Source organism: Ruegeria sp. MALMAid1280 (assembly GCF_049195285.1).
In the GTDB taxonomy this organism is placed as follows: Bacteria; Pseudomonadota; Alphaproteobacteria; order Rhodobacterales; family Rhodobacteraceae; genus Ruegeria.
This window is the reverse complement of the sequence record NZ_JBMIRT010000059.1, coordinates 347,125-362,421: the sequence shown is the minus strand read 5'-3', so window position 1 is coordinate 362,421 and position 15,297 is coordinate 347,125. Positions and strand designations below refer to the sequence as shown.

Sequence of the window (15,297 nt, the reverse complement as noted above, 5' to 3'; positions counted from 1 at the left end):
AACCCTGTAGATCAGTCGATCATCGGCAGTAGCTTGTCCAGTGACTGCTTGGCGTCGCCATAGAACATGCGTGTGTTTTCCTTGAAGAACAGCGGGTTTTCGATGCCCGAATAGCCGGTACCCTGACCGCGCTTGGACACGAACACCTGCTTTGCCTTCCAGCATTCCAGAACTGGCATCCCGGCGATGGGGCTGTTCGGATCTTCCTGCGCCGCAGGGTTCACGATGTCGTTCGAACCGATGACGATAGCCACATCCGTATCCGGGAAGTCCTCGTTGATCTCGTCCATTTCAAGAACGATGTCATAGGGCACCTTGGCCTCGGCCAGCAGCACGTTCATGTGGCCTGGCAGACGACCGGCAACGGGGTGGATCGCAAAGCGCACCTCTTTACCCTTGGCGCGCAGCTTGCGGACCAGTTCGGAAACAGACTGCTGCGCCTGTGCCACCGCCATGCCGTAGCCGGGGATGATGATCACGCTGTCGGCGTCATTCAGAGCCGCAGCAACGCCATCGGCGTCGATCGCCACCTGCTCGCCCTCAACGGCCATCTGCTCGCCCTGCGGGCCGCCAAAGCCGCCAAGGATCACGCTGACAAAGTGACGGTTCATCGCCTTACACATGATGTAGGACAGGATCGCACCCGACGAACCCACCAGCGCGCCAACCACGATCAGCAGGTCGTTGCCCAGCGAGAAGCCGATCGCCGCAGCAGCCCAACCCGAATACGAGTTCAGCATCGACACAACCACCGGCATGTCGGCGCCGCCGATGCCCATGATCAGGTGATAGCCGATGAACAGCGCCGCTAGTGTCATCAGGAACAGCGGGAAAAAGCCGCCCGATGCGGTATACCAGATCAGACAAATCAGCGAGAGACCCGCCGCTGCCGCGTTCAGCGCATGACCGCCGGGCAGCTTGGTCGCCGCAGATGTTACCTTGCCCGCCAGCTTGCCATAGGCCACGACTGAACCGGTAAAGGTGATAGCCCCAATGAAGACACCCAAAAACAGCTCGACATGCAGGATCGACAGCTCTGCGGGGGTTTTCTTGGCGATCAGTTGGGCAAACCCTCCAAGACCGGTGTACAGCACCTCTTTCGATGCATCCTCGGCCGCCATCACTTCGGCGACGTTCAGAACTTCGAAATGCGCGTTGTAGCCGACGAACACAGCCGCCAGACCGACCAGCGAGTGCATCGCGGCCACCAGCTGCGGCATCTCGGTCATCTGGACGCGCTGCGCCACATATTGACCGATAAAGCCACCGCCAGCGATCAGCAGCAGAGACAGCAGCCACAGGCCCGAACCTGGACCGACCAGCGTGGCAAAGACCGCCAGCGCCATACCGACGATGCCGTACCAAACCGCGCGCTTGGCGCTTTCCTGGTTTGACAGACCGCCGAGCGAAAGGATGAACAGAACAGCCGCAACGACATAGGCGGCAGTGGTGAAGCCAAATTCCATGTGCCCGGCCTCCTTAAGATTTCTGGAACATGGCAAGCATGCGCCGGGTTACGAGGAAGCCGCCGAAGATGTTGATCCCGGCCATGAAAACGGAAAGCGCCGCCAGCAGAATAACCAGGAACGAGCCCGATCCGATCTGCATCAGCGCCCCAACGATGATGATCGACGAGATCGCGTTGGTGATCGCCATTAACGGCGTATGCAACGAATGCGAGACGTTCCAGATCACCTGGAAGCCGACAAAGATCGCCAGTACGAAGACGATAAAATGCTGCATGAAGCTGGCCGGAGCAACCAGCCCCACCAGCAGCATCAGCGCACCGCCGACCCCCAGCAGCGTGAACTGCTGCTTGGTCTGCGCCTTGAAGGCCGCAATCTCTTGCGCCTTTTTCTCTTCCGGGGTCAGTTCCTTGACCTCGGGTTTCTTCTGCGTTGCAATCGCCTGCACTTTGGGCGGTGGCGGCGGGAAGGTGATCTCGCCCTCATGGGTCACGGTCGAGCCGCGGATCACGTCATCTTCCATGTCGTGGTTGATCTGACCGTCCTTCTCGGGCGTCAGGTCGGTCATCATGTGACGGATATTGGTCGCGTACAAAGACGAAGACTGCGCCGCCATCCGGCTGGGGAAGTCGGTATAGCCGATGATGGTCACGCCATTGTCGGTCACGATCTTCTCATCCGGCACGGTGCCTTCCACGTTGCCGCCACGCTCGGCTGCAAGGTCAACGATGACCGAGCCCGGCTTCATCGCCTTGACCATATCCTCAAGCCACAGCTTCGGTGCCGGGCGGTTGGGGATCAGGGCGGTGGTGATGACAATGTCCATCTCGGGCGCCAGTTCGCGGAACTTGGCCAGCTGCGCCTCGCGGAACTCTTCCGACTGGACCGAGGCGTAACCGCCGGTCGCCGCGCCGTCCTGCTGGTCCTCTTCAAAGTCCAGATAGACGAATTCGGCCCCCATGGATTCGACCTGTTCGGCCACTTCGGGGCGCACGTCGAACGCATAGGTGATTGCACCCAGCGAAGTCGACGTCCCGATGGCCGCCAGACCGGCCACACCCGCGCCAACAATCAGAACCTTCGCAGGCGGTACCTTGCCGGCCGCCGTGACCTGACCGGTGAAGAAACGGCCAAAGTTGTTGCCCGCCTCGATCACCGCGCGGTAACCGGCAATATTGGCCATCGAAGACAGCGCATCCATCTTCTGAGCGCGAGAAATACGCGGCACCATCTCCATCGCGATCACGTTGGCGCCCTTGGACTTGGCCAGCTCCATCCCTTCTTCGTTCCCTGCCGGGTTGAAGAAGGAAATCAGTGTCTTGCCTTTGGTCAGACGCTTTAGCTCGGTCTCAGTCGGGATCCGAACTTTGGCGATGATGTCAGAGTTTTTCCACAGCGACGCGGCGGTTTTTACAATCTCGACGCCTGCGGCCTCATAGGCCTCATCCGAAAAACCGGCAGCAGCACCCGCCCCTTTTTCGATGGCGCATTCATAGCCCAGTTTCTGCAACTGCACAGCCGAATCCGGGGTCATCGCGACCCGGTTCTCACCGTCCAGTATTTCCTTTGGTGTGCCTATTTTCACTGGCAGTCCCCCTAATTCTCACTCGATCCGAGCGTGTGGTCGGTTATGTTTGTTAAGCAAACATGTATCTTGCGCAACATTGTTTCGCAAGCGCAGCAATCGTTACGTGGTGTCATGACCCTGGCCATCCTAGATCCACCGTCGGGTCTTGCGTTCATACCGGGCGAAATCCGCACGAAACGTACGGCGCAAGCGGTCTTCTTCAGGCAGTATGAAGCGGCGTTCCAGCACCCATACGAAGACAGGAACCAAAACCAGAGACAGCACCGCATCGAACCGCAGAACCAGACCGGCAAGGATCAGGACATCACCGACGTAGATCGGATTGCGGCTGCGGGTGTAGATGCCCGTTTGCACCAAAGACGAGGGCGTTTCATGCGGAATGACCGTTGTCTTGTGTCGGCGGAATTCGACAATTGCCAGAACCGCAAACAGGATACCGCCTCCGATCAGGATACCGCTCAGCAGGTCGGTCAGGCCGCTGTCCAGGGACAACCCCAGCGACAAATGGCGCGCCTGCAGCCAGGCCAACACAGCAAACCCGACAAGCCAGACAGGAGGTATGTCGATCCGGCGCATGTTCATTCCCCGCAATTGACGAAGCGTAAAGATGTGTCGCTTCTGAGCGCTTTCCTATCGCTTTCGGAACAGATTGGCAAAAGCTCAGTATGTCGCATCAATGGACAGGCAATTGCAGATCGGATAGGCCGAAGACAACTGCCGAACCGTGACACAAAATGATGAGCCTCAGATGACAGATTTTGCCGCGACCAAAGCCATGTTCGATCTGCCCGACGGCGTTATTTACCTTGACGGCAACTCGCTGGGCCCGCTGCCGCGCGCCGCCAGCGACCGGGTGAACGACATGATGCGCAACGAATGGGGACAGATGCTGATCACCGGCTGGAACAAGGCCGGGTGGATGGCGATGCCGACCGGGCTGGGTGACCGCATCGGTCGGTTGATCGGCGCCGAGCCCGGTACGGTCGTGACCGGCGACACGTTGTCGATCAAAGTCTATCAGGCCGTAGCCTCGGCCCTTGAACTGTGCCCGGACCGCAAGGTTGTGCTGTCGGACAGCGGCAACTTCCCCTCGGACCTATATATGGTGGACGGCCTGTTGCGCTCGCTTGGGTCGGATTACGAATTGCGGGTTGTCGCGCCCGAGGACGTGGCCGCCCACATCACCGAAGACGTCGCCGTTCTGATGCTGACCGAGGCCGACTACCGCAGCGGACGGATGCACGACATGAAGGCACTGACCGAACTGGCCCAAGCCAACGGCACCGTGACCGTCTGGGATCTGGCCCATTCCGCAGGCGCTATCCCGGTGGACTTGTCCGGTTGCAATGCCGATTTCGCAGTGGGCTGCACGTACAAGTACCTGAATGGCGGCCCCGGCGCGCCTGCGTTTATCTATGTCGCCCCACGCCTGGCTGACCGCGTGCGCCCCGCCCTGTCCGGCTGGCTGGGGCATGAAGCCCCCTTTGCCTTTGATCTGGACTACCGCCCCGGCAGCGGCATCGAAAGGATGCGGGTCGGAACCCCTCCGATCATCCAGATGACCGCTTTGTCGGCAGCGATGGATATCTGGGACATGGCAGACATGGCGGATGTGCGCGCCAAGTCCATCGACCTGACCGAGCTGTTCATCGCCCGCGTCGAGGCCACCTGCCCCGAGCTGCAACTGGCCAGTCCGCGTGATCCGAACCAGCGCGGCAGTCAGGTTTCGTTCCGGTTTGCCGACGGGTACGCCGCGATGCAGGCCCTGATCGCCCGCGGCGTGATCGGAGATTTCCGTTCGCCCGACATCATGCGGTTCGGCTTCACGCCGCTTTACATCGACGAACAGGATGTGGAGCGCGCCGTCGATATCCTGACCGACATCATGCAGAACCGTTTGTGGGATGCCCCGGAATACAAGGTGCGACAGCGGGTTACCTGACCTCAAGCCCAGCGCCGATCAGCGCCGCAATCTGCGCCACCTGCTGTTCATAGACCTCAGCCCCTGCCCCGATCAGCTTGAGCCCCTTGAGCGTGGCGGTGATCGTCCTGCCGGTCTCGGCCGCCCCGGCCAACAGACGCACCCGCCCGGCCTGCGCTTGCTGCGTCAACCAATCAGCGTACAGACCCGCCATCCTGGCCTCTCCTTCCGAGATGATCTCGGCCGCCATGGATTTGGTATTGTCCAGCATCTCAAGCCCGTGAGGTGAGGCCAGTATCGCCGCCATCCCCTCGGTCTGGGCTTTTATCGCGCGGGTCAGAACGTCGGGCACCGACCCAGAAGATGCCAGGGCTTCGGCGACTGCCGCGCTTTTCTCGGCGTAATAAACCTCGGTCAGTTTGCTGACGATCGCCTCTTTGTTCCTGAAGTGCAGATACACGGCTGGCCGGGACATTCCCGCCCCGCGCGCTATGTCATCCATCGAGGTCTTTCTAAATCCATAAGTGGCAAAGGCCTGAAAAGCGGAATTCAGGATCGCCTTTTGCCGTGAATCGTCAACTGTTTCCGTCATACTTGAACTCGTGACAGTTTTTGTTCATTTTGTCAATTGACACACTGACACTTTAAGCCAATTATGTCACAAAACCAGCCACAGCTAGATGAGGTGCGCCATGGCGACCGCGCTAAAAATCAACGGAAAGCAACATCAGGTAGACCTGCCCGATGACGTCCCCCTGCTTTGGGTGCTGCGGGATGAGGTCGGCTTGACCGGAACCAAATTCGGCTGCGGCGTGGCCGCCTGTGGGGCTTGTACCGTACATATCGATGGCGAGGCCGTGCGGTCCTGCCAGGTGACGCTGTCGGATGTCTGGGGTGATGTGACCACGATCGAAGGGATGGGGTCGCCCGACGCAATGACCACGCTTCAACAGGCCTGGGTCGATCATCAGGTGGCGCAGTGCGGCTACTGCCAGTCAGGCCAGATCATGCAGGCCGCCGCGCTGTTGGCGGAAAACCCCGCCCCCTCGGACGCCGAGATTGACGAAGCCATGCAAGGTAACCTGTGCCGCTGTGGCACCTACCCCCGTATCCGCGCCGCGATCCATGACGCGGCCGGCAAACTGAAGGAGGTGTAACCGATGGCATCTGTTGGAAAAATCCTCCGCCGCACCTTCCTGATCGGCTCTGCCGCGATTGTCGGCGGCGTGGCGTTCGGTGCCTATTACGTCAGCCGCCCTGCCGCAAACCCGCTGAAACCCGGCAAGGGTCAGGCGGCGCTGAACCCATTTGTTCTGATCGACCAGAACGGCGTGACGCTCTTTGCCCCCCGTGCCGAGATGGGACAGGGCGTCAAAACCACATGGGCCGCGCTGATTGCCGAGGAACTGGACGTTGATCTGGACCAGATCACCGTCCTGCACGGTCCGGCGGCGGCGGCCTATTACAACTCGGCGCTGATGGGGGAAAGCTTGCCCAACAAAGGTTATGACGTCTCGGACTTCCAGCACAATCTGGGCGAGGCGCTGGGAGTTCTTGGCAAGGCGCTGAGCCTTCAAGTCACCGGTGGGTCGACCTCGATGAAAGACGGGTTCGAGCGGATGCGCCAGGCCGGAGCCTCGGCCCGCGAGACGCTGAAACAGGCTGCGGCGGATCGGCTGGGCCTTGACCGCAGTGAACTGAAAACGGCCTCGGGTCATGTCATCGCCCCAGACGGTGACAAAATTCCTTACACCGAACTTGCCACCGAAGTTGCCAAGCTTGAGCCGATCGACGCACCTCTGCGGGATCCGTCCGAGTGGCGGTATCTGGGCCAGACCCAACCGCGTCTGGACATGGTCGAAAAGGTGACCGGGACGGCTGAGTTCGGTGTCGACGTCCGCCTGCCGGGCATGAAATTTGCTGCCGTGCGCATGAACCCCAGGTTGGGCGGCGCGATGAACAGTTTCGACGACAGCATCGCGAAATCCATGCCGGGGGTCGAGAAGATTGTCGATCTGGGCACCGGTGTCGCGGTGATTGCCAACAACACATGGCTGGCCAATCAGGCGGTTGAGGCGATCGACGTGGATTGGGGTGACGCTCCCTATCCGCCCGACACGGATGGTATCTTTGCCAAGATTGCCGAGGCATTTGACGACGCCCCAAACTCGACCATGCGCGATGACGGCGATGTCGATGTAACGCCCGAGAGCGCGACCGAGATCACGGCAGAGTACCGCCTGCCCTATCTGGCCCACGCCACGATGGAGCCGATGAACGCCACCGCGCTTTATACCGGTGACGCTTTGGAACTGTGGTGCGGCAATCAGGCCCCGACCTTGATTCGCTTCCGTGTGGCCAACACAGCCGGTCTGGATACCGAAGCCGTCCAAATCCACACGACCTATCTGGGCGGCGGCTTTGGTCGTCGGGGTGAGCTGGACTTTGGTGAGATCGCCACCAAGATTGCCATGGAGATGCCCGGCACTCCGGTTCAGACCACATGGAGCCGCGAAGAGGACATGCGCCATGACTACTTCCGCCCCGGCGCCATCGCCCGGATGCGCGGCGCAGTGCAGGACGGCAAAGCGGTTCTGATCGACGGCAAAGTGGCCGCGCAATCCTGCACCCAGCAGGCGGTGACGCGCTACACCGGAATGCCCGGTGCGGGCCCGGACAAGGTGCTGGTCGAAGGCTTCTTCAACCAACCCTACGCGGTGCCGAATTACCGGATGAGCGGCCACATCGCCAAGCTTGACGTCCCCGTCGGGTTCTGGCGCTCGGTCGGCAACAGCCACAACGGGTTCTTCCATGAAACCTTCATGGACGAGATGGCCCACGCCGCCGGTCAGGACCCGCTGGAATTCCGGCTGGAGCTGATGAAATCCGAGCACGCGCCTTCGGCGGGTTGCCTGGAAGCTGTCAAAGAAATGTCGGGCTGGACAGGTCAGACGCCGGATGGCGTCGGACGCGGCGTGGCCTTCACCTACAGCTTTGGCACTCCGGTAGCGCAGGTGATCGAAGTGGTCGACGAAGACGGCACCATCCGCATCAACAAGGCGTGGATTGCCTGTGACATGGGGCTGGCTCTGGACCCCGAAAACGTCAAGGCGCAGATGTTCGGCGGCATGATGTACGGTCTGTCTGCGGCCTGCTACGGCGAGATCACCTTTGCCGAGGGCGAGGTCGAGCAATACAACTTCCCCGACTATGACGCGCTGCGTATGCACACCGCGCCGCAGGTCGAAGTGCGCGTGCTGGAAACCAACCGCCATATGGGTGGCGCGGGTGAGCCCGGCACGCCGCCGTCCATGCCCGCCCTTGGCAATGCTCTGTTCGACCTGACAGGGAAACGCGCCCGCACCCTACCGCTGAGCAATCAGTTCAACCTGCTGGTCTGATCGCGATGCGCCGGTTCCACTATTGCGGGCCGGCGCAATATTCACGCCGTTTGCTGTATCAGGCCGGCGTTCGATCCTGTCGCCCAGGCACGTACGGCTGTACCGAACGCCTCGAACAGAGGACGTGAGACCGGATCGTTGATGGCATCCCACTCGGGGTGCCATTGCACCGACAGGGTAAATCCGGGCGCATCCTTGATATAGATCGCCTCGGGCGTGCCATCAGGGGCGTGCCCGTCGATCACGACGCGCTGCCCGACAGTCTTGATGCCTTGACCGTGCAGCGTGTTGGTCATCACCTCGGGGGCGCCGAACAGTTGGTGAAACACGCCACCTTCGTCCAACGAAACCACATGGCGCAGGGCAAACTTTTCCTCCAACGTCCCGTCCGGCGGCATCCGGTGGTTCATACGGCCCGGCAGATCGCGGATTTCCGGATAAAGCGTCCCGCCCATCGCCACGTTGACCTCTTGGAACCCACGGCAAATGCCCATGAACGGCTGGCCGCGTTCCACACAGGCCCGGACCAGAGGCAGGGTGATCGCATCCCGCGCCCGGTCGAACTCACCATGCGCGTCAGTGGCGTCCTCGCCATATTCCTCGGGATGTACATTCGGGCGCCCACCGGTCAGGAGGAAACCGTCACAGACCTCAAGCAATTCTTCGACCGTGACGTAGCGCGGATCAGAAGGGATCAATAGTGGAAGGCAATGCGAAACGTTGGCCACGGCCTCGGAATTCATCGTACCACCCGCATGTGTCGGGTATTCATCGTTCATGAGGTAAGAGTTGCCGATGATACCGACGACGGGTCGAGTCATTCCGTATTCCTTGCTACCAGTTTGATTAACAGGAAAGCTACCCGCGGCAATGGAAACGTGCAACAGAACACGCCCTGCATGACAGCGCAAGGACGTGTTCAATCACGCACACAGCGTTCTGATATTCGACAAAATACAAGAACACAGTTGCGATAATGGCGGAAATCCAGGGATAATTTCCCGGAAACCGCCATTACTCATCAGCAAAGACTGAAGGAAATCAGATTTCTCCGGTCAGGCCAGCCGCCTCAACTCCGGTCATTCCTGCTGTCGCATCATTGTCCGAGGTATCGCCGGTCACGCCAACCGCCCCGACGACCTCTCCTTTGCGGTCCCGCAGAAGAATGCCGCCCGGAACCGGTACGACTTGTCCGCCATAGACGCCGTTCACAGCGGCCATGAAATAGGCCTGCGCCTCGGCCCGCTGCATTTGCGCTGTGCCCGCCATGCCCAGCATGACCGAGCCATAGGCCTTACCATGCGCAATAGCGAAACGACCGGGGGCTGCGCCGTCTTCGCGCTCAAACGCGATGACGTGGCCGCCTGCGTCCAGAACGACGACGGACAAAGGCCTTAGCTCCATCTCGCGGCCTTTTTCCAGTGTTTTCCGAATGATCGTGCGGGCTTTGCGCAGGTTAACTGCCATGATGTGTCCTCTCGTTCGTTGAGATTAAAGGCTGGCTTTCAGTTCCAGACGGCGGGCGTGCAGGACCGGCTCGGTATAACCCGAGGGCTGGATACGGCCCTTGAACACCAGATCGCAGGCGGCCTGAAAGGCGATGCCGTCGAAGCCGGGCGCCATCGGAGAATAGTCGGGATCGTTTTCATTCTGGCGATCCACCACAACGGCCATTTTGCGCATTGCCGCCATGACCTGTTCTTCCGAGACAACATCATGATGCAACCAGTTGGCCAACGCCTGGCTGGAGATCCGGCAGGTCGCGCGGTCTTCCATCAGACCGATATCGTTGATGTCGGGCACTTTCGAGCAGCCCACACCCTGATCGACCCAGCGCACGACATAGCCCAGAATGCCCTGAGCGTTGTTCTCGATCTCACGCGTGATCTCATCATCGCCAAGGTTGCGGCCGCCCAGCAGCGGTATCGTCAGCAGGTCCTCCAGCGTGCCACGGGCACCACCGGCGGCCAGTTCGTCCTGACGGGCCAGAACGTCGACCTTGTGGTAGTGCGTCGCGTGCAGGGTCGCGGCGGTCGGCGACGGCACCCAAGCGCAGGTCGCACCGGATTGCGGATGGTCGATCTTGGCGTCCAGCATGTCACCCATCCGGTCGGGCATCGCCCACATCCCCTTGCCGATCTGCGCCTTACCCTTCAGGCCGCAGGCCAGACCGATATCGACGTTGCGATCCTCATACGAGGCAATCCACGGCGTGATCTTGATGTCGCCCTTGGGCAACATCGGGCCAGCTTCCATCGAGGTATGAATCTCATCCCCCGTCCGGTCGAGGAAACCGGTATTGATGAAGGCCGCGCGCGATTTCGCGGCGCGGATACATTCCTTGAGGTTGGCCGAGGTGCGGCGTTCCTCATCCATGATGCCCAGCTTTACGGTGTTACGCGGCAGGCCGAGGATGTCTTCGACCATGTCGAAGATTTCGACCGAGAACGCCACCTCTTCCGGCCCGTGCATCTTGGGCTTCACTACATAGACCGAACCGGTGACCGAGTTCCCGCCTTCGCGAGCCAAATCGTGCATGGCGATCAGCGTGGTGCAAAGCGCATCCATCAGGCCCTCACCGATCTCATTGCCATCGGCGTCCAGAACGGCCGGGTTGGTCATCAGGTGGCCCACATTGCGCACCAGCATCAGCGAGCGGCCTTTCAGCCTCGCGTCCACGCCGTCTGCACCGGTATAGGCCAGATCACCAGACAGCTTGCGGGTGAAGGTCTTGCCGGATTTGCGCACCTCTTCGGTCAGGTCACCTTTCATCAGGCCCAGCCAGTTGCCGTAGGCCACGACCTTGTCAGCGGCATCCACACACGCAACCGAGTCTTCGCAATCCATGATCGTGGACAGAGCCGACTCCGTACGCAGGTCCGAGATGTTGGCCGGGTCCGTCGCGCCAATTGCGCTGATCGGGTCGATCATGATCTGGATGTGCAGGCCGTTGTTCTTGAGCAGGACGAATTCAGGTTTGTCAGCCGCGCCGCCGTAGCCCACAAAACTGGACGCATCCGCCAGCGCGGGCACCAACGCACCCGCGTTCACGCTCAGTCCCGTGACATCTGCCCAAGAGCCCCTTGCAAGTGGAACAGCATCGTCAAGGAACGCTTTGGCCCACGCAATAACGCGCGCGCCACGTTCTGCGTCATAGCCTTTGCCGGCAGGCAGATCGCCCATCGCGTCGGTGCCATACAGCGCATCATACAGGCTGCCCCAGCGCGCGTTGGCTGCGTTCAGAGCGAAACGGGCGTTGGTGATCGGCACGACCAATTGCGGGCCGGGAATCAGTGCAATCTCGGGGTCGACGCCGGAGGTCTCGATCTGAAAATCCGCGCCTTCATCGACCAGGTACCCGATTTCGCGCAGGAAAGCCTGATAGGCGGCGGGGTCATGCGCCTGCCCCTTGCGTCCCAGATGCCAGCCATCGACCTGCCCCTGGATCTTTTCTCGCTTGGCCAGCAAGGCGCGGTTCTTGGGGCCCAACTCGGCGGCCATCCGCGACAGACCATCCCAGAACGTCGCAGCCGTGACACCGCTTCCCGGCAGGGCCTTGCCTTCGATAAACTCGGCCAGAACCGTATCAACCTGAAGTCCGCTGCGTGCCTGTCTGCTGCTCATTTGGTGTCTCTCCGCCATTGTGCGCCATTGTATGCCGCACGCATTTAAGCCGATTGTTTCCGACAGGCAACTTTCGACGCCACGTTCGAACCCTTCGGTCTTGCACGGAGGTGCTTCAAAAACGACAAGACAGTGAAGCCGCGGTTGCAGCCCCCCGACGAAGCCCCTAACGTCGCGCCCGAACCAACTGATGCGAGGCCCCCAATGCGCGACGCTGCCCCCACGACAATCTACCTGAAAGACTACACGCCGTTCGGCTATCTGGTGGACAGCGTACACCTGACATTCGATCTGGCCGCAAACGCCACCCGTGTCACCTCGCGCATTGCCTTCCGGCCGAATCCCGAGGCCACCGATCGAACCTTTTTCCTGCATGGCGAAGACCTGACCCTGATCCGCGCGGTCATTGACGGTAAAGAAATCTCGCCCGGGGTCACCGACAAGGGCCTGACAGCAAACGCCCCCGACGCGCCCTTTGTCTGGGAGGCCGTGGTCGAGGTCGACCCCGCCAACAACACCGCGCTTGAAGGGCTGTATATGTCGAACGGCATGTACTGTACCCAATGCGAGGCCGAGGGATTCCGCAAGATCACCTATTACCCCGACCGTCCAGATGTGATGTCGACCTTCACCGTGCGCATCAATGGGGACCTTCCAGTGCTGCTGTCCAACGGAAACCCCACGGGCAAAGGCGAAGGCTGGGCCGAATGGACGGATCCGTGGCCCAAACCGGCTTATCTGTTTGCACTGGTTGCGGGCGACCTGATCGCCCATCCGGGCCAGTTCACCACCAAGTCGGGCCGGGACGTAGAATTGAACCTTTGGGTCCGCCCCGGTGACGAGGGTAAATGCGCCTTCGGCATGGAGGCGCTGAAGAAGTCGATGAAATGGGACGAAGACGTCTATGGCCGTGAATACGATCTGGACGTGTTCAACATCGTGGCCGTGGACGATTTCAACATGGGCGCGATGGAGAACAAGGGGCTGAACATCTTCAACTCCTCGGCTGTTCTGGCCAGCCCCGAGACCTCGACCGATGCCAATTTCGAACGGATCGAGGCGATCATCGCGCATGAGTATTTCCACAACTGGACCGGCAACCGCATCACCTGCCGCGACTGGTTCCAGCTGTGCCTGAAAGAGGGCCTGACCGTCTTCCGCGACGCGCAGTTCACATCCGACATGCGCTCGGGCTCGGTGAAACGCATCCAGGACGCCATCGACCTGCGCGCGCGTCAATTCCCCGAGGACAACGGGCCGCTCTCGCACCCTGTCCGACCGGAAAGCTTTCAGGAAATCAACAACTTCTACACCGCCACCGTTTATGAAAAAGGTGCCGAAGTGATCGGGATGCTGAAACGGCTGGTGGGGGATGAGGCCTATGCGCAGGCGCTGGACCTCTATTTCGACCGACACGACGGGCAGGCCTGCACCATCGAAGACTGGATCAAGGTGTTCGAGGATACAACGGGCCGCGATCTGACCCAGTTCAAACGCTGGTACAGCCAGTCAGGCACGCCGCGTGTGACCGTGGCCGAGGAATATGCAGACGGCACCTACACCCTGACCCTGTCGCAGCGCACCGAGCCGACCCCCGGTCAGACTGAAAAACTGCCGCAGGTGATCCCGGTTGCCGTCGGACTGTTGGGCGCCAACGGGGACGAGGTTCGCGCGACCGAGATTCTGGAACTGACTGAGGCCGAGCAGAGCTTTCAGTTCTCCGGGCTGGCCGCCAAGCCGGTGGCCTCGATCCTGCGCGACTTTTCGGCGCCGGTCATTCTGGAGCACGACCACACGGATGCCGAGCGCGCCTTTCTGCTGGCCCACGACACCGACCCGTTCAACCGCTGGCAGGCCGGACGGTCGCTGGCAGAGGACACGCTGCTGCGCATGATCCGCGAAGACAGCGCACCCGGCACCGACTATCTGGACGGCATTCTGGCGGTGCTGCGTGATGGCGATCTGGAACCGGCCTATCGCGCGCTGATGCTGGGCTTGCCGACACAATCCGAACTGGCCGCGGCGCTGTTCGAGGCCGGAGAAACCCCGGACCCGATGGCAATTTGGCGGGCCGTGGAAACCCTGCGGCAGGCGACAGCGCAACATGTGCAGGACCTGCTGCCACGGCTGCATAGTGAGACCCTGATCGACGCTCCGTTCAGCCCCGACGCCGATCAGGCGGGTAAACGCGCGCTTGGTGGTGCCGCGCTGTATCTGACATCGCGGCTGGATGGTGGCGCCAAAGCGGCCGAGGAATATGCCGCTGCCAACAACATGACGTACCAATTGACAGCCCTGTCGTGCCTGTTGCGGGCCGGGACAGGCCAGCAGGAACTGGCTGCGTTCTATGACCAGTGGCAGCATGATCGGCTTGTGATGGACAAGTGGTTCGGCCTTCAGGTGACCACCGCCGACCCCGAGGCCACAGCGGGTATCGCGCGCGCGCTGACCGGGCACGCTGATTTCAATTGGAAGAATCCCAACCGCTTCCGCGCGGTCATGGGGGCGCTGACCATGAACCACGCCGGTTTCCACTATGCGAATGGGGACGGATATGCCTTGCTGGCGGACTGGCTGATCCGGTTGGACCCGGTGAATCCGCAGACGACAGCGCGGATGTGCACGGCTTTCCAGACATGGAAACGCTATGACGCCGACCGTCAGGCCCTGATCCGGGCCCAACTGACCCGTATCGCCGACACGCCAGAGCTGTCGCGGGATACCACCGAAATGGTGACCCGAATCCTCGACGCATGATCCCGTTCACCTTCACGCGTCACAACCAGACGCCGCGTACGATTCTGATCCTGATCAGTATCTACGTGGCGCTGGTGGCCTTGCTGGTCCTGTTCGATGCGGCGTGGTGGCTGGTCGGGCTCCTGGCCCTGTCCACCCTGCCCGCATTGTGGGATGTCGTGCATGGCACGCGCGCGGGGATGACTCTGGATCACGACCGGATAAAGTGGTTCTCGGGCAATCGTGAGGGCGAAATCCCTCTCGCGGATATCGACCACATCCGGTTCGACACCCGCTGGGATTTCTCGGTCCGCGTCTCTGTGGCACTGACATCGGGCAAGCGGATTCGGCTGCCTGACGAGTCCACGCCCCCCCACAATGAGCTTGAAGTCACCCTGCAAAAGGCTGGTTTCCGGGTCGAGCGGCATCATTTCACCGTTTTCTGAAACAATGTGCCCTAAAGGATGCCATTCACCCGGCACATCCCCTCCCACCCCGCAAAAAGCTTGAATTTGAGGTGAATTTCAGCCAAAATCTCAAGTCAGCCTACCTGTTTGTTTC

12 protein-coding genes are annotated in these 15,297 nt (G+C 60.8%); 5 read left to right on the top strand and 7 right to left on the bottom strand.

Annotated features, from left to right (window positions below):
• Positions 1-11: 11 nt before the first annotated feature.
• The 3 genes from ACOQFT_RS18685 to ACOQFT_RS18675 form a co-directional block, all read right to left on the bottom strand.
• Complete coding sequence (locus tag ACOQFT_RS18685; protein WP_421599374.1) at positions 12-1,466, bottom strand: NAD(P)(+) transhydrogenase (Re/Si-specific) subunit beta; 1,455 nt, start codon at positions 1,464-1,466, stop codon at positions 12-14.
• Positions 1,467-1,479: 13 nt separating this feature from the next.
• Positions 1,480-3,051 carry a Re/Si-specific NAD(P)(+) transhydrogenase subunit alpha gene (locus ACOQFT_RS18680; protein ID WP_421599373.1) on the bottom strand — a complete coding sequence of 524 codons (1,572 nt, stop codon included), beginning with the start codon at positions 3,049-3,051 and terminating at the stop codon, positions 1,480-1,482.
• 129 nt (positions 3,052-3,180) lie between these two features.
• Positions 3,181-3,630: a methyltransferase family protein gene (locus ACOQFT_RS18675; RefSeq protein WP_170441286.1), complete on the bottom strand. Its 450-nt coding sequence runs from the start codon at positions 3,628-3,630 to the stop codon at positions 3,181-3,183.
• A 172-nt stretch (positions 3,631-3,802) separates the two neighbouring features.
• Between ACOQFT_RS18675 and kynU the strand changes: the two genes are divergently transcribed.
• On the top strand, positions 3,803-4,996 hold the full coding sequence (gene kynU / locus ACOQFT_RS18670; protein WP_421599372.1) for a kynureninase: 1,194 nt from the start codon (positions 3,803-3,805) through the stop codon (positions 4,994-4,996).
• Here the strand turns inward: kynU and ACOQFT_RS18665 are convergent.
• Complete coding sequence (locus ACOQFT_RS18665; RefSeq protein WP_421599371.1) at positions 4,989-5,567, bottom strand: TetR/AcrR family transcriptional regulator; 579 nt, start codon at positions 5,565-5,567, stop codon at positions 4,989-4,991. The two genes, kynU and ACOQFT_RS18665, sit on opposite strands and share 8 nt — an antisense overlap.
• Before the next feature lie 100 nt (positions 5,568-5,667).
• Here ACOQFT_RS18665 and ACOQFT_RS18660 point away from each other — a divergent pair, with 100 nt between their 5' ends.
• Positions 5,668-6,132 carry a (2Fe-2S)-binding protein gene (locus ACOQFT_RS18660; protein ID WP_421599370.1) on the top strand — a complete coding sequence of 155 codons (465 nt, stop codon included), beginning with the start codon at positions 5,668-5,670 and terminating at the stop codon, positions 6,130-6,132.
• Positions 6,133-6,135: 3 nt separating this feature from the next.
• Positions 6,136-8,376 carry a molybdopterin cofactor-binding domain-containing protein gene (locus ACOQFT_RS18655; protein ID WP_421599369.1) on the top strand — a complete coding sequence of 747 codons (2,241 nt, stop codon included), beginning with the start codon at positions 6,136-6,138 and terminating at the stop codon, positions 8,374-8,376.
• Positions 8,377-8,417: 41 nt separating this feature from the next.
• On the opposite strand, the gene ACOQFT_RS18650 is transcribed toward ACOQFT_RS18655, so the two are convergent.
• From ACOQFT_RS18650 to ACOQFT_RS18640, 3 genes are all read right to left on the bottom strand, one after another.
• Positions 8,418-9,197: a gamma-glutamyl-gamma-aminobutyrate hydrolase family protein gene (locus ACOQFT_RS18650; RefSeq protein WP_421599368.1), complete on the bottom strand. Its 780-nt coding sequence runs from the start codon at positions 9,195-9,197 to the stop codon at positions 8,418-8,420.
• A gap of 220 nt (positions 9,198-9,417) precedes the next feature.
• A complete protein-coding gene (locus tag ACOQFT_RS18645) occupies positions 9,418-9,843 on the bottom strand; it encodes a GlcG/HbpS family heme-binding protein (RefSeq protein ID WP_421599367.1) in 426 nt (141 codons plus the stop codon).
• Between the two features lie 24 nt (positions 9,844-9,867).
• The gene (locus tag ACOQFT_RS18640; RefSeq protein WP_421599366.1) at positions 9,868-12,000 is read right to left on the bottom strand and encodes a malate synthase G; all 2,133 of its coding nucleotides are present in this window, start codon (positions 11,998-12,000) and stop codon (positions 9,868-9,870) included.
• A 204-nt stretch (positions 12,001-12,204) separates the two neighbouring features.
• Between ACOQFT_RS18640 and pepN the strand changes: the two genes are divergently transcribed.
• Positions 12,205-14,757 (top strand): aminopeptidase N, encoded by a 2,553-nt coding sequence (gene pepN, locus ACOQFT_RS18635; protein ID WP_421599365.1) that lies wholly within the window; start codon positions 12,205-12,207, stop codon positions 14,755-14,757.
• A complete protein-coding gene (locus ACOQFT_RS18630) occupies positions 14,754-15,182 on the top strand; it encodes a hypothetical protein (protein WP_421599364.1) in 429 nt (142 codons plus the stop codon). Before pepN ends, ACOQFT_RS18630 begins: the two co-directional genes overlap by 4 nt.
• The last annotated feature ends 115 nt before the right edge of the window (positions 15,183-15,297 follow it).

Coding starts and splice junctions, on each gene's coding strand:
- ACOQFT_RS18675 (WP_170441286.1), bottom strand. CDS start 3,630: ATGCGCCGGATCGACATACCTCCTGTCTGGCTTGTCGGGTTTGCTGTG.
- kynU (WP_421599372.1), top strand. CDS start 3,803: ATGACAGATTTTGCCGCGACCAAAGCCATGTTCGATCTGCCCGACGGC.
- ACOQFT_RS18685 (WP_421599374.1), bottom strand. CDS start 1,466: ATGGAATTTGGCTTCACCACTGCCGCCTATGTCGTTGCGGCTGTTCTG.
- ACOQFT_RS18650 (WP_421599368.1), bottom strand. CDS start 9,197: ATGACTCGACCCGTCGTCGGTATCATCGGCAACTCTTACCTCATGAAC.
- ACOQFT_RS18665 (WP_421599371.1), bottom strand. CDS start 5,567: ATGACGGAAACAGTTGACGATTCACGGCAAAAGGCGATCCTGAATTCC.
- ACOQFT_RS18660 (WP_421599370.1), top strand. CDS start 5,668: ATGGCGACCGCGCTAAAAATCAACGGAAAGCAACATCAGGTAGACCTG.
- ACOQFT_RS18645 (WP_421599367.1), bottom strand. CDS start 9,843: ATGGCAGTTAACCTGCGCAAAGCCCGCACGATCATTCGGAAAACACTG.
- ACOQFT_RS18640 (WP_421599366.1), bottom strand. CDS start 12,000: ATGAGCAGCAGACAGGCACGCAGCGGACTTCAGGTTGATACGGTTCTG.
- pepN (WP_421599365.1), top strand. CDS start 12,205: ATGCGCGACGCTGCCCCCACGACAATCTACCTGAAAGACTACACGCCG.
- ACOQFT_RS18630 (WP_421599364.1), top strand. CDS start 14,754: ATGATCCCGTTCACCTTCACGCGTCACAACCAGACGCCGCGTACGATT.
- ACOQFT_RS18655 (WP_421599369.1), top strand. CDS start 6,136: ATGGCATCTGTTGGAAAAATCCTCCGCCGCACCTTCCTGATCGGCTCT.